This is a genomic window from Chryseobacterium sp. ISL-6, from assembly GCF_018613715.1.
Taxonomy (GTDB): Bacteria; Bacteroidota; Bacteroidia; order Flavobacteriales; family Weeksellaceae; genus Chryseobacterium; species Chryseobacterium paludis.
The window spans coordinates 862022-878526 of sequence record NZ_JAGGPT010000001.1; the positions used below are offsets into that span (position 1 = coordinate 862022).

Sequence of the window (16505 nt, forward strand, 5' to 3'; positions counted from 1 at the left end):
GTTTTGGTTAAAGCCCATTTAGTTTTTTTTATTGAGCATTAATAAGACTTAAAGATTTTATTTCACTCTAAAATTTTGCAGATCTTCCGGTTTTTCACAGCAAAGCTGTTCCATTACCTGTCTGAACTGCATTTTAAGCATTTCAATGATGTGATCGCCCCCTTTTTCACCCAAAGCACCCACTGCATACATAAATGTTCTTCCCATAAATGTAAATTCAGCACCACAGCTGAGAGCACGGGCAACATCCGGACCTGTTCTTACACCACTGTCCATCATTATTTTTATCTGATTTTTATATTTTTCACTAATTTCCTTCACTACCGCAATGGTAGATTCCCCGGCATCCAGCTGTCTTCCGCCATGATTGGAGATAATCATTCCATCAAATCCCAGACGTACTGCTTCAGCAGCATCTTCATCAGACGCAACTCCTTTAATCACTAATTTACCTTTCCATTGATCACGGATCACTTTTAGCCTGTCTGCATTCAGCCTGCCGGAAAAAGTAGAGTTCATAAATTGCCCCAACTGCTTTACGCCCATACTCTTATCTATGTATTTATCCAAGGTTGCAAAACGGGGAACACCATGCTTTACCATTTCCATTACCCATTGTGGTTTTACCAAAGCCTGAGAAACATTTCTAAAATTAATCTGAGGCGGCATTGCCAAACCATTTCGGATTTCTTTGGCCCGGTAACCAAAAGTAGGAACATCTGCTAAAACAACGAGTACGTCATATCCGGAAGCTTCACAACGGTTGAGAATATCATCACGCAGCCATTCTTCCCTTGGATGGTATAATTGATACCAGGCTTTTCCTTCCGTTAATTCTGCAATTCTTTCAATACTGCTGGTCGTTACCGTACTTAAAATAAAAGGAATATTATGTTTGAAAGCTGCTTTTGCTAAAATTTCCGGAGCATTAGGCCACATCAATCCTTGTAAACCGACAGGTGAGATTCCAAAAGGCGCAGAATATTTCACACCGAATAATTCGGTCTCCATACTGGTTTCACTGTAATTATTCAAATAGCGTGGACGAAGAAGAACTTCTCTCAGCTCAGATGTATTCCGGTCTCTGTTTATGTTTTCATTGCAGCCTCCGTCCAGATATTCAAAAGCGAAACGGGGCATTCTTTTTTTTGCCCTTTCAATCAGAAGCTCAAGGGAAGCATATCGGGTATCGAATGGAAATGACATGATTATAAATTAAGAATTAAAGGTTGAAGCACTTTCATCTGATAATGCTGTTGTAAAAAGGTTTCATCTATTTTCTTGTTAGAAATTACCATAGAAGCCCCCAATGCAGAGCCTAGTGGTGAATGCGTTGACATCACGCTGTAGTGGTGGAAATGATGAGACATCAGTTTCATAAATACATCATTATCCGTAAATCCGCCATCAATGTAGATTGTTTCAATTTCTGAATTTCCTATTGCATTTTTAATGGTATGAATCTGCAGATCCATTAATTCTATCATCAATTGATGATAGGCTTCTTCAAAAGTTGCAAATGATTTTAGATCTGTTTCAGTGATCATTTTTCGTTTTAAAATAATTCCTTCAAACCGAAAATAAATATTCTTATTTTTCATCAAACGCAAATACACATCCTGATCAAAATGTACTTCTCTATGGAAACCATATTCTTTTCCATAATAAGCGCATAATTTTTCTACCTGAATCTTATATTCATTTCCCATAAAAAAGCGGGAAGCTTTTACGCGTTTACCATCGATCCGCATATAATTCAGACAATTGTTCTCGATATCCTCATCGGTAAGACTTTCGTCATTAAATGGATTTAAAGAAATACTCCACGTTCCTGTTGACAGCAATAAAAAAGGTTCTTTTTTACTTAAAATGTAAGGCAATAATGCTGAAGAACTGTCATGAATTCCAACACCTATTTTAATTTTTTTGTTTCTGTAGGAAGTATTTATGCTTGCTGAAGTTGGAACGATGGGTGCCAGTAAAACATCGATCCCTTCTTCATACACCCAGTCATGATAATCGGATTTATCATAGTTCCATAAATTGGTATGACAACCTATTGAAGTAAATTCCGACACACAAATCCCTGTAAACAGATAAGATAAATATTGAGGCAAGTGAAGACTGTACCTGATCTTTCTGAATGTTTCCGGATGTTTGTACTTCAGCCAAAACAACTGCATCCCTGAGTTGAGCATCCCTGATTGCGGTGATGCTGTTTCGCGTGCAATTTTCAGCTTGCTCCCATGTTTTTCATAAAACAAATCCAGTATTTCCTGATCCATGGGTTTGGTATAATTGTACAGTGGAGCCAAAACATTTCCTTTGTGATCCAAATGCACCAAACTTGCTCCATAACTGGAGAAATTAATCGCTTTTACTTCAAAATTTTCATCGTCAAGAATGGCATTAAAATTATCTTTGATCCAGTTTTGCAGTGCTGCAAGATCTTCTGTAGGATAATCATCTTCATCTGTGGTGAGCGGTAGTTCTGTATACTCACGAACAACTTCTTTATAATTTTTATCAAATAAAAAGAACTTTTTATTGGTCTTTCCAATATCAAATACTATGGTTACCTTTTTTTTGGACATTCTCGAGATGAATTAAATTATGTATTTATAGTACAAATCGGTTTTTTAAGATCTGTGCACGCTTTTAAATTTTATTAAATATTCTTTTAAAGACCATTAAGGAGTGTTTAGCAATTAAGGAAGAATAAGAAAAAAATCCAATAATTTTCTTAATAAATGAAGTTTCGCTTAATACTAAACACTCTACCTTAACGGTAAAAAATAAGGATACATATAATTAAACTTTCGATTGCACCTGAAAGTTGAAATTATCAAAATTTAAATAAGTCTTATAATCCGGTTGCTTTTGTTTCTAAACCTCTTTCGGTAATTAAACGCTGTCTTATCTTTAGTTTTCTGTAAGCAGCTATCGGATCCAGAGCTGCACCAGTCTGCAGCCTTGCAGCTTTTAACAATGGGCGTACATCGGTTCTGTATGCATTCTGTAAAATCTCCTGAGAGAGCACTACATCATTTTCCAATTGTGCTGTTTTTAATGCTTTTTGATCTACAAGAAGTGCCTGGGCATAAGCAATTAAAATAGCTTCAAGAGATTGTATTAAATCCTCTAAAGGATCTTTTATATTATGACTAGCATCGATCATCCATGCCGGATAAGGATTTTGAGGATTGTTTTCAATTCCATATACCAGCTCATTGAAAATCAAGAACAATGCATAAGGTTTGATCGATCCTACGGTTAAATCATCATCTCCATATTTGCTGTCGTTAAAGTGGAAGCCTCCTAGTTTCCCTTGGTACATTAAAGTAGCAACGATCTGTTCAATATTGGTATTTGGTAAATGATGTCCCAAATCCACTAAAGTGTAAGCTCTTTCTCCACAGGCATTTGCCAACATCAAAGAGGTTCCCCAATCCTGAATCGTTGTAGAATAAAAGTTAGGTTCATAAGGCTTATACTCGATGAACAGTTTCCAGTCTTCAGGCAAACCGCCATAAATTTCTTTTAGACTTTGCTCAGTTTTAGACAAGGCAGTCTGGAAGTTTAACTGACCTGGAAAGCTAGAGCCATCTGCCAACCAAACGGTTAAACTTTTAGAACCCAGTTCTTTTCCAATTCTGATAACTTCTTTATTATGTTCCACTGCATAAGCACGGGAATCTTCATTCACGCTGTTCAGAGAACCAAATTTATATGATTTTTGTGCTCCCGGCTGATCCTGAAAAGTGTTGGAATTCATTGCGTCAAATACAAGATTGTGAGAAGCCGCGACTTCCTTTATTGCTTTTACGTCACCCGGAATATCCCAAGGAATATGCAGTGAAACAGCTCCTGCAGAATGCGTTAAAGCGTGAATCAAGCCTACATCATCCAATTTCTGTTCTAAAGTAGACGGTTCACCACCATAAGAAAACCTTCCGAAACGGGTTCCGCCTGCTCCTAAAGCCCAGCTTGGAATTGCCACCTGAAAATCGGCAATCTTATTGACTACCTCTGCAACATTTAACCCTGATTTTGTTAATTTATTTTGTAGAAAATCAAAATCTGAATTGAAATTTTCAACTTCTCCTTTATTATTTTGTTCAATGATATCTTTTCCTATAATCATGATTTGATTTTTAAAACTTTTTAATTGAAACATTTAAACTTTTAAGGTTTACTCTTATTCAAACCAAAGATTAAATTAATTCATTGCAGATCCAGTAAAACTGGCTCTAAATTTACCAAATTATATACTTTTGAGAATAATATTTACCTAGGAAATGCATTTGCCATCCCTCCGTCTACATTAATAATGTTTCCTGTCGTTTTATCTAAAATAGCTACACATACAAAAACACCGTTTGCAATATCTTCAGGAAGAATGATTTCGTTTAATAAATTTCGCTTTGCATAAAATGCAGGCAGTTCTTCTACAGAAATTCCATTCGCTTTAGCACGACCTTCTGCCCACGAACCTTCCCATATCTTACTTCCTACAATAACTCCATCTGGATTAACGACATTGACACGAATTTTATCCGTTGCCAATTCCGCTGCCAATAGTCGGGTCATATGCTGTTGAGCCGCTTTAGCAGTTCCATACGCCACATTATTAGGTCCGGCAACCAGGCCATTTTTACTTGCAATATTTACAATATCACCCCCTAATCCCTGTTTCTTCATTATTTCAACACCATTTTTTGCCATTAAAAACTGACCTTTTACCAAAACATTTTCCAGGAGATCCCAGTCTTTTGTTGTGGTATCTTCCAGAGATTTAGAAATTGCCAAACCTGCCGAATGAACAATAATATCTACTCCTCCAAATGCCAGAACTGCTTCTTTAAAAGCATTTGCAATAGCATCTTCACTGGTTACATCGCACGGAACAGCTACCGCCTGATCTTTGCTGTATTTTGCCGTAACAGAATCTAATGCTTCCTGATTCAAATCTGTAAAAACAACTACTCCACCTTCCTGAACCATTTTGTCTGCAATTGCCTGTCCTATTCCACCACCAGCTCCTGTAACAACAGCTATTTTCCGGGAAAGAGGTTTCTCTTTAGGCATTCTCTGCAATTTTGCTTCTTCAAGCAACCAGTATTCAATATCAAATGCTTCCTGTCTTGGTAAAGAAGTATACTCAGAAATGGCTTCTGCTCCACGCATCACATTGATCGCGTTTACATAAAATTCACTTGCCACACGGGTGGTCTGTTTATCTTTAGAGAAACTGAACATCCCTACCCCCGGATAAATAATGATCACCGGGTTTGGATCACGCATTGCGGGACTGTTTGGATGCTTGCAGGTTTCGTAATATTCCTTGTATTCTTCTCTGTATTTTTCAAACAGAGGATTTAATTTAGCAAGAATAGCCGCAGAATCCGTAAGATCCTCGTTGGTCGAAAGATTAAGAATCAATGGCTGAATTTTGGTACGTAAAAAGTGATCCGGACAAGATGTTCCCATTGGTGCCAGACGCTCCAGATCATTGCTGTTTATATATTCCAATACGGCATCACTGTCAGTAAAATGACCTATCATTCTATTTTCAGACGAAGCCAGACCACGTAATAACGGCATGAGTTGAGCCGCTTTATTCTTACGCTCATCAGCCTGCAGGGATTCAATTTTCTGTCCACCGAAAACCTGCCCGTCTTCTTCTATTTTTTTAGCAATATATTCGGAAGCCATTTCGATGACTTCTAAGCTATTAATATAGCATTCATAGGAAGTATCTCCCCATGTAAATAATCCATGGCTCCCTAAAATGATCCCGCGGATTCCCGGATTGTCATCTAAACATTTTTCCAACTGCAGTCCCAGATCAAAACCCGGACGCTGCCATGGAACCCAACCCATTGTGTCACCCCATATTTCTTTGGTAATTTTTTCGCTGTCCTTTGCTGCAGCGACAGCAATTAAAGCATCAGGATGAAGGTGATCAATATGTTTGAATGGAAGTAAGCCATGTAATGGTGTATCTATGGAGGGAGCTTTACTGTCAAGGTCAAAAATACAGTGATTGAATAATCCCACCATTCTGTCTTCATCTGCCAGACCCTGGTAAACATTTTTTAAGTTTCTCAATCTCTCTGTGTACAATCCGGCTATTCCTTTACGTGTTAATGTTCCAATGTCACCACCTGAACCTTTTACCCACATTACCTCAACTTCTTCGTTCGTCAAGGGGTCTTTTTCAATTGTTTTGCAGCTCGTATTACCACCTCCGTAATTCGTGATTCTTAAATCTGCCCCTAATATGTTTGAACGGTATAAAAATAAAGCGACCTGATCATCTTTTAAAGATGCTGCTTTGTTTTCATCCCATAAATAATCTACGTATTTAAATGTTTTTACATTTTCCATTTGTTTTCTTTTGTTTCTGAATTTTAACTCAAAATTAGATTGTTATATTTTTTTCAGTATCCCGTACTATACTGATGAACACCTTATTTAAAGATATTTTAACACTTAAATTCCATTGTAACTCAATTCATCTTTACAACTGATATACAATCCCGTTGAGTTTATTTATAAATTTATTTTCAATGATTATGTTGTTATTCACTAGTATCCAGGAAGTTGAGTAAGATTAGGATTATCAACCAGCGGATGACCGGCAGACTGCGCTGCAAGCGGAAGTAATTCCGTTTTATTAGGTACAAATCCATAGAAAAGACCTTCGCCTCCGCCCTCGATCCAGTTTGGATATGCTCCTCCGTTTTCAAATGAACCAGTTGGTTTTGTGTAGATGATATTTCCGATTTGAAGCTGATTAAAACCTTCAACAAAACCTACCGCTTTTCTTGCATTACCGTTAAAGGTACTCGTATATGCCTGGAACATATTGGCAGGATACCATTTGTCTTCTGCTGTTGAAGCTTCCCCGTTCGCTAATGCTATATTCTTCAGAGTCGTCTGATAGGCTGCATATCCTGATGAATTGGTAGGCACAGCCTGCACTTGTGCAATCTGCGCAGGATCTGTTAAATCTATATAAGTAACAGCTAAGAACGGATCTCCATAAACCTGTGCATTCTTGTGATATTTGTAAAGCCTGTAAATTGGTGTTGATGCGAATTGACCTGTACGATCAGATAAGTTTTTCATTGCCTGTCTTGTAGCATCAATTTCACTAGCAATACGATTCATCCTGATTAAATCGGTACGAAGCATAAATTCATCCGAAAATTCCCACTTACGCTCCTGAACAATTGCTGATTCAAAAGCCTGTTGACCACTTGGAACAGGTAATGATCCAATTCCGGCACGATTTCTTACCTGCATTAAAGCTGTAATACCTGCAGCAGTTGGTCCTCCATTTAAATAATTTTGTGTTTCTGCATACATCAATAATACATCAGCATATCGAATAATAGGAATATTCAAGTTACGTGCATCTGCAGCTTGTGGCTCCACACACCAGCTAATTCTGAACTTACCCGGCATAATACAAGAATATGTAGTTCCTACATCTACCCAAGTATCGGTTGCAGAACCTGTTTTTAAGAAATAAATACTGTAAGAAGTACAAGCCACATCTCTACGTTTATCTGTCTTATCAAAAGAAAGATAATAACTTGGAAGTAAAAACTGTAATGCTTTACGAGAACCATAGGTACCACCTCTGGAACCGGGATGCGCATATATTCCGAATGCCGAGTTGGTATTTGGACCGTATTCAGCAATGTGCCAAAGCATCTCCTGATTTACAGCTGCAAAATTTCTTCTGTCAAAATTAAACCACAATGCTTCGAAACCACTTTTCCCTCCCTGAGCCTGTACCAAGCTATTAGTACCTCCATTAATTACAGAAGCTGCTGCTTGATCTGCAATTTGATACAGTTGTTGAACCCTGTTATTATCGGGACGACGAGACATTGTACCCGCAGATCCGGTATTCAAGTCCCAACGAAGAGAATATCCTGCAGCATACAGGGCAATTCTTGCTAAAAGAGCATTGGTTGACTGCTTGTTTAATCTCTCCGGTGATCCATTCGAAGCCGGTAAACTGTTTACTGACTCTTGAATATCGGTGATGATGCGGTCATATATTCCGTCTCGGGAAGACCGTTTCGGGTAAAATGTATTCGGATCATTGGGATCTGCATCTTCTAAAGGAATCCAAATGGCTGGTACGTCGCCATACACTCTGATTAGGTTGTAGTAGCAAAATGCACGAATTGCTTTTGATTCTGCCAGTAAGGCATCACGCTTTGGACTTACAGCCATCTCACCTAGCCTGTCGATAGCAATATTGGTTCTCTCAATAACCGCATACATTGCAGAATATATTCCTGTAACAGTATTCGGAGTATAGGCATCATACTGATAGTTGCAGATGTTGTATTTGGAATTATTAGTTGTTCCGTCTTCAGCAGAATGAGTAACCGTATCTCCTGCTCCCAATTGGTAAAACATTTCGGTAGGAACAAGACCTCTATAAAGACCCTGAACGAAAGCGTCTGCGGTGTCTAAATTTGTAAACACCGATTCTGTATCAGATGAATTATAAGCAGGCTGATCTAAAAACTCCTCGCTGCAGGAATTGACACCCAATCCTGCAATTAAGATTGATGGAACGATGATTAGTTTTTTAATAAAACTATGATTATTGAATATATTTTTCATGATGGAACATTTAAATATTAGAAAGTAAGATTGATCCCTAAAACATAGCTTCTAGATCTTGGGAATGAAGAATTATCATATCCAGGAGAAACTGTAACGCCGCTTGCCGCTGAAACTTCAGGGTCAAAACCGGAATAACCTGTAATAGTTGCTAAATTATTAACTGTAGCATAGATACGCGCATTAGTCAATTTAATATGGTTCAAAAATTCTTTGGGAAAAGAATAACCCAAAGTTACCATGGAAATCCTTAGATATGAGCCATCTTCCACGTAATATGAAGAAGGATACGTTATGTTAGCAGTATTTGTATTACTTAAACTCCACAAGCTTGAATCTTCATTAGGATTAAGTTCTTTTAATCTCACCAAATTCGTTGTTGCCTGTCCCGTATTAGGATCGATCAAATGATAATAGTTGTTTCCGAATTCTGAAGGAACATTCTGATACATCCCGTAAGGACTCAAACTTTGTTTAGTTGCGTTATAAATATCACCACCTACGCTGAACTTCAGAAATACTGCAAGATCAAAACCTTTGTAAGAGAAGTTATTACTGATACCTCCAATAAAGTCAGGCGTACCGTTACCTATTTTCACCAGCTTTCTTGTAAACTGATCTCCAGCCTCATTATCTGCGGCAAATTTCATATCTCCAGGTTTAGGAGTTCCCGATGCTGGTTTCACAACGCCCGGTTTTAAGGTTAATGTTCCGTTTGCATCCTGGTTAAAGTCATCAGTCGTGTAAATTCCCTGGTAAACATATCCGTACATATCCCCTAATTCTTCTCCAACTGTGGCATAATATGTTACCATACCTGCTCTGTTGCTGCCTACACTGAATGTTCTAAAGGTTCTTCCCTCGTCAAGAGACAATACTTTTGACTTGTTAAAACCTATATTGGCATCGGTAGACCATCTGAAGTTTTCAGTTTTTAAATTTATTGAGTTTAACGTGAACTCCATACCGGTGTTTTTCATAGAACCGATATTTACAAACTTGCTCTTATATCCCGTAGAGGCAGGAAGTACAGTTTCCAGTAACATACTGCTTACATTGTTATTATAAAATTCAGAAGTTAATTTTATTCTATTATTAAATAAAGCCAAATCTACCCCAATGTTGGTAGATCTCATTTCTTCCCATTGTACAATACGATTACCCAAAACACTACTTGTTACCAGAGCAAGATTACCCACTGTATTATTCAAAGGATAATCGGTCCCTACCACATTGGTTCTGAATACGTTATTTGGTATACTGTTATTCCCTACGATCCCATATTCGAATCTGAACTTCAGATCATTGATATAATTTTTGATTTTAGAATTTTTCCAGAAGCCTTCTTCTGAAACCCTCCACGCGGCAGCTACTGATGGAAATACACCCCATCTGTTATCAGGACCGAATTTTGAGGATCCATCACGACGAATAGTACCTGTTAATAAATAACGATTATCGTAATTGTAATTTACACGGGCAAAGTATGAAAGTAAGCTGAGTGAAGATCTGTCTGTATCTTTATCGGCAATGGTAGCATTAGATATATCATCTAATCCATAATTTAAGATGGAAGGAAACTTTATCAATGTTATGTTGTTACTTTCAGTTTCCTGATAGATTATTTCATTACCAATTAAAGCAGTAAGTTTATGCTTTTCACCTAAAGCCTTATTATAGGTCAATGTATTTGTGATCTGATATCGGTATGCTTCAGAATTCCCAATACTTCCGTTGATTCCTGTATTAATAGGATCTGTAAGATATGCACGGGAATTTTTATCTGAAAATGAAGTTGCTTTAGTGTTCGTCCAGTTATAAGATCCTGCAGTTCTGAATGTAAAATCTTTCAACAAATCAAATTCAAGACCTACATTAGCTAAAAATGTTCTTGCCCGTTTGTTTTGAGTAGATGCTGCCGTTTCTATATATGGGTTTTCTGTATCAAAACTCGAATCCAATGCAGAGTAATCTGGGAAAGTCTGAGTATTAAATAACTGATCCTGTGTAAATAATGTTCCTCCTGTAATAGGTTGAAGCAATATCTTTTTCATTCCTGAATAGGCCCCACCTCCGTTTGTAGAATTTGAAGTAAACATTGAACTGAAGTCTAAACGTATTCCTTTATACAGTTCTGAATTAATATTAGCTCGTAATGAGTTTCTGGTCTCATTAAAGTTTTGTAATAAACCTTCCTGTTTGTTGTAGTTGTAGCTGATAAATGCCTGTGTTTTATCATTACCTGCCGAAACGCTCACATTTTGATTCTGCGTAAGTCCTGTTCCACCAAGCATTTTTTCCTGCCAGTCTAATACTGGTGCTGATCCATACCGGTTGCCGATCCTATTAAATGCACCTGTATAAAATCCCGGAGAATCTGTTCCTAAACTATTATCAAATACATTACTCCATTTTGTTGCATTTCCTCCTAATTGAGCTAACTCATACTGATATTTCACATATTGCTCTGCATTGGAAACCATATCCAACTTCTTTGAAAGCATATCAAAAGACATGAAAGAATTATAGTTGATGGTTACTCTTCCTTTTTTTCCGGTTTTTGTCTTAATAACGATAATACCGTTGGAACCACGGGCACCATAAATGGCAATGGCAGAAGCTCCTTTCAATACATCAATACTCTCGATATCATTAGGATTAATGATGTTTAATGCATTATCCAGCTGGAAACCGTCTACAATGTAAAGCGGTTCTGTACCCTGAGTAATAGAAGCACCACCACGAATCGTAATGTTGGCACCTGCTCCCGGAGCACCACCTGCAGTAACGATATTTAATCCTGAAGCCCTTCCCTGCAAGGCTTGTAATGCATTCATTGCTGGTGTAGCTGCTAAATCCTTTGCAGATACTGAAGCCACCGATCCTGTTAAATCTGATTTCTTAACTTTACCATAACCAATAACCACTACTTCTTCAATATCTTTTGTGCTTTTCACAGTATCATTTACAGTCTTTTGCCCCCAGACAAAACTTGTTGAAAGCATAAATGCGGGAAACACTATTCGCTTTATATTCTTGTGTTTAATTATCAAAGACATATATTAAATTTTAGTAACATTAATTATTATGTCCCAATCTACACAGTTACCAAATTTTTAGCATCCTGCAATATCCTGCATTAATTATAAAATACTTAACCCATCCTAATAATGTATAATTATACTTAGTTCAAATTTTATAAATATTATTAATTTGCTTAAATATCTTTAAATAAACTCTGAAATCTGAAACCCAAATCACTCTATGAATTGTTTGCGAATATATTTATCGGGAACGTCGGATATCCATCAACACAAAAAAAGACACTGAAAAAATCAGTGCCTTACAAAAACTAAACTGTATATTGAATATGAATGATGAAGAAAAATTTTTAATTATGATCAGAAAGACTCTATCTCAAAGAATTTCCATATCCGACAATTAAAATAGAAATGAACATCACAACCATTCCCATAAGAATGGTAGAAATAGTTTTTTTAGAAACTCCTTTCCATTCCTTAATGATAACGCCCCACAGATTGGCAATTAAAATGATAAACGCCATATGTAGTATCCATGAACTAGGGCCATTTCCCATTTTACTTTCTCCCATACCATAAAAGAAGAACTGTAAAAACCACATCGTCCCGGCAAGTGCACAAAAAACGATGTTACGTACAACCGGTACTTTTCTTTTTGTATAATCTGTATACGATTTATTTTTAATAGCTAAATATAAACAGCCTATAAGATTTACTGCCATTCCACCCCAGAGTACAACGACATAGGTTACATTATTTTGAAAAAGGAATTCTCCCTGTCCCGGATTTGCATTTTTCCACAATTCATTTGCTACGACTGCCATCGGTTTTCCAGCTTCCAACCCAAAGTTAAAGCAGGCACTTAAAACTCCTGATATAATGGAAACAATTAAGCCCAACCTAAACTTGTACTCTGTTTTCACCTGTATACCGTGTGGATCTGTAGATTCAGTTTGCAGTTCTTTTTCTTTCATCATTCCCGCTTTCCCACTAATGATGATTCCGATGATACAAACTAAAAGTCCCAATAAAACCATCTGTCCCCATGTACTGGAAAGCATTAACCCAATATTGTCCTTTCCCGTATGTGGAGAAAATTCATAATATACAGATGGAACCAGCGAACCAAAAACCATACAGAGCCCAAGAATTATGCTGCTTCCAAGTGCTACTCCTAAATATCTTACCCCTAAACCATAAGTAAACCCTCCAATTCCCCACAAAGCACCGAACAAAAACGTCAATCCCAATATAGAAGAACTTTCATTCTGTATGATTTCCCAAAACCCTGGAATGGTAATAAATGCAGCAAGTGGCGGAACAATGATCCATGAAAACACCCCTCCTATCAGCCAATATGTTTCCCAGGACCATCCTTTTACTTTTTTATAAGGTAGATAAAAACTACCTGAAGAGAATCCTCCTAGGAAATGAAAAAAAACTCCTAATAATGCATTCATAATTTTATCTTATTGATATTGAATTTGAAAATTAATAATATGGTATCGATTGCGCATCTTGTAGTGTCATGTCTTCAATATGTCAGAAAATAAGCATTTCAGCAGTATCCAATACCATTAACCTTTTTTATTTTTATAAACAATTTTGTGACTCTGCTCTTCTTTATAATTTAATTCAACTTATAAACCTCACTCCCTGCGAGCAACAGACATCCTAAACCATAGTCTTCAAAATCAGGTTCTTTATCAACAGCGAGAGGCTGACCATCTTTAGGTTCTTTTCCTGTTCCCTGTACCCAACCTAAAAATCCATTTGGCTGAACAGAGTCTTTTACAATAGCATTCCAAGCCTTTACGACAGCCGGCAAATAAGATTCTCTATCAATTAGTCCATTATTGATTCCATACGCCATTCCGTAAACAAACAGGGCTGTTCCTGTCATTTCTTTTCCACCAAAATTATTGGGATCATGCAGACTAACATTCCAAAAACCATCTTCTCTCTGAACAGGAAGTAAGGCTGATAATAAATCTCTGTAATCCTGTAAATATTCTTTATAATGAGGATCTGATTTGGGTGTATCTTCCAGGGTACGTGCTAAAGCAGCAACTACCCATCCGTTTCCGCGACTCCAGTAGGAATCTTCACCGTTTGGTTCTTTATAAGGTGGAACAAAACTTTTGTCTCTCCACCAAAGCTTGTCTTTAGGATTATATAAACCATGATCTCCATGTTTGTATTTCGTATAGGCATACATTTCGTAATTTTTATCGAAATACTTTTTGTCACCTGTAATTTTACCCAGTTTTGTGAAAATAGGCATTCCCATTTGGAGTGCATCAATCCACCACCATTCATCTACTTTATTGGAAGCGATCATACTATCTATCGATGCTTTTACCAATTTTATTCGCTCAGGATTCTTTCTGCCATCGAGTTCATAAAGGTCTAAGTATGTTTGTCCACAAGCCTGATTGTCTGCATTACGGGTATAGGTATCACGCATCATGTTCCAATTGTGTTTTTCTGACCAGGAAATGGCATACTCATAATATTCTTTTTTGGGATCTATCTTATAGAGTGCTATTAATCCTTCATAGTAAACAGCACGGGTCCATAAATTACTTGGCCACACCTTTTTACCAACAATTTCTTTTCCGGTATCCGGCCATTTGTTCATGAAATATTGGTTGGCCCGTCGCGAAACTTCCAGAACCTCTTTTTTATTTGGAAGATCAACATTTTTAGCAGCTGTTTGTTTTTGAACTGAACATGAGGATAAAAGTCCAAAAGCCAATATACAAAAGGCACTTCTCATTACTATCATTTTCATAATTGGTAAGTTATTTTTTATTAATTTTCTAATTTAACGTCAAACAATAGATTGAAGATCGATCAGATGTATTTAATCAAATCAAACTTTTAAGTATTATTTAAAGTTTTTCTCTACTAATTTAAAGTTTGTTAATTTTTAGTTTTTACAGTAATGATGTTTGGATTTGGAATTTTTGAAACAGATTCATCCAGATAATAATCAGTATGTGGAGGCTGATTATAGCCTACATTCTGCCATACGATACTCAACCGGTATTGTGGATTGTGCATCAGGGTATACAAACGGTGATGTGTTGGAAGTGTTGAACTGAAGATCCGGAGTTCCTGATTGTCTGACGTTCTGTATATTAATTCTTCCCGCCAGTCACCGAATAAATCTGCAACTAAAGATGGATTTTTTTTCGTTCCGTTATTTGATTCACATTGGAAATCTTTGGCGTCAAATATAATATTTGTATTCTCTTTCTTCCAATCCCATTTTGACACTACAGTACCGTCTAAAATTTCGCTTAAAAAATCTCCATCCCAATAGACACCCATATTACAGGCTGGATTTTTATCACTGATTTTATTTCCTTTGGCATCATAAAGACCTTTAACTCCAGCTCCTGCGGCCCAACACTCAGAACCTTCATGCCGGGGATCTATATTCAGAGACAATCCTCTCCCGGGACCCTGAAATTTGCCCTGTTTACTGTATATCAAGGATGGCAATTTCCATAATACTTTTCCTGTTGCCCCATCTCTGAAATGTGCACCGGCATCATCAAACCTTTCCTGAATATCAAAAATTTCCAATCCGGGATGAGAGGGATCCAAATCCCCGACATGCAGAGCATCTCCATGACCATATCCGGTACTGTTCAATACCGTTCCGTTGTCATCGATAGTCATTGCGCCAAAAATAATTTCATCTTTTCCATCATTATCAACATCTGCAATACTCAGGTTATGGTTTCCCTGTCCTCTGAATTTTTTATTTTCTTCTGAACTTTCTGTATCGAATAACCATCGTAAACTCAACTTCTTATTTTTGTAGTCCCAGGCTGCCATCGCTGTACGGGTATAGTAACCTCTTGACATAATAACACTCGGATGCTTACCATCTAAATAACCCACTGCACCCAGAAATCGATCTACACGATTGCCTTTTGCATCGCCCCAGGTCTCTGTAAGCTGTTCCGGAGATGGATTCAGATTGTTCGGAAACCTTGGAACGACATAGTCTACTGTATTTATTTCCTCACCAGTCCGACCATCGAAAACAGTCATATACTCAGGTCCTGAAAGTATAAATCCATTTTCATTTCGCCAATCTTTTTTGGGATCACCAATATATTTCCCTCTGCTGTCTTTGGTACCATCTGCCGTTTTCATCACGATCTCCGCTTTACCGTCCTGATCTAAATCGTATACCAGAAACTGAGTATAATGAGCCCCTTCCCTGATGTTTTTACCTAAATTAATTTCCCATAACAAATCACCGTTTAACTTATATGCCTGAATAACCGGAGGATCTGTAAAGCCTTTCTGACTATTATCACGGGATTGTCCGGTTTGATGAAGGATGATTTCATAAGCACCGTCTCCATCCAGATCTGCTACAGATATATCATTTGGTGTATAGCCGGCTGGTGTTTTTAAAGGAATGGAAAAATAGGGCTTTTGAGAAGCAACATATCGGGCAGAGTCCATATCCAAGGTTTTATCTGGGGTATTGGATTTCACGAAATAAGTATAATTCTTTGCTTTATCTGCCGTTTTATCTAAAAAATTTGTTTCGTTGAGCAATATCTTTTCATTCAATTTTTTGCTCTTGTTATTTTCAACACGATATAGGTCAAACTGAGTGTTTTGAGGCTCCGAACCTAATAACCTCCAGCTGACAAAAACCCCTGATTCTGCAGGTATGGCTATAATTCCTCTTTTCAAATACTCCATTTGTCTTTGTGCTGAGAGTACTTGTGAAAAAAGAACTGTAATTAAGATAAAATTAAATTTTAAGTTCATAAT

9 protein-coding genes are annotated in these 16505 nt (G+C 37.2%); all 9 read right to left on the reverse strand.

The window, feature by feature from the left end; genetic code table 11:
- Positions 1-57 precede the first annotated feature (57 nt).
- Positions 58-1206 (reverse strand): alpha-hydroxy acid oxidase, encoded by a 1149-nt coding sequence (locus J7E44_RS03980; RefSeq protein ID WP_214825828.1) that lies wholly within the window; start codon positions 1204-1206, stop codon positions 58-60.
- Positions 1207-1208: 2 nt separating this feature from the next.
- Positions 1209-2594, reverse strand: coding sequence for an FGGY-family carbohydrate kinase (locus tag J7E44_RS03985; RefSeq protein WP_214825830.1), 1386 nt, complete (start codon positions 2592-2594; stop codon positions 1209-1211).
- A 269-nt stretch (positions 2595-2863) separates the two neighbouring features.
- Positions 2864-4144: a sugar isomerase gene (locus tag J7E44_RS03990; RefSeq protein ID WP_214825833.1), complete on the reverse strand. Its 1281-nt coding sequence runs from the start codon at positions 4142-4144 to the stop codon at positions 2864-2866.
- Positions 4145-4287: 143 nt separating this feature from the next.
- A complete protein-coding gene (locus tag J7E44_RS03995; RefSeq protein ID WP_214825835.1) occupies positions 4288-6390 on the reverse strand; it encodes a bifunctional aldolase/short-chain dehydrogenase in 2103 nt (700 codons plus the stop codon).
- 201 nt (positions 6391-6591) lie between these two features.
- Positions 6592-8655 (reverse strand): RagB/SusD family nutrient uptake outer membrane protein, encoded by a 2064-nt coding sequence (locus J7E44_RS04000; protein ID WP_214825837.1) that lies wholly within the window; start codon positions 8653-8655, stop codon positions 6592-6594.
- A 17-nt stretch (positions 8656-8672) separates the two neighbouring features.
- On the reverse strand, positions 8673-11714 hold the full coding sequence (locus tag J7E44_RS04005; protein ID WP_214825839.1) for a SusC/RagA family TonB-linked outer membrane protein: 3042 nt from the start codon (positions 11712-11714) through the stop codon (positions 8673-8675).
- A 353-nt stretch (positions 11715-12067) separates the two neighbouring features.
- Positions 12068-13156, reverse strand: a complete 1089-nt coding sequence (gene rhaT, locus J7E44_RS04010) for an L-rhamnose/proton symporter RhaT (RefSeq protein WP_214825841.1) — start codon at positions 13154-13156, stop codon at positions 12068-12070.
- 170 nt (positions 13157-13326) lie between these two features.
- A complete protein-coding gene (locus tag J7E44_RS04015) occupies positions 13327-14490 on the reverse strand; it encodes a glycoside hydrolase family 88/105 protein (protein ID WP_214825843.1) in 1164 nt (387 codons plus the stop codon).
- Positions 14491-14621: 131 nt separating this feature from the next.
- Positions 14622-16502, reverse strand: coding sequence for a rhamnogalacturonan lyase (locus J7E44_RS04020; RefSeq protein WP_214825845.1), 1881 nt, complete (start codon positions 16500-16502; stop codon positions 14622-14624).
- Positions 16503-16505 lie beyond the last annotated feature (3 nt).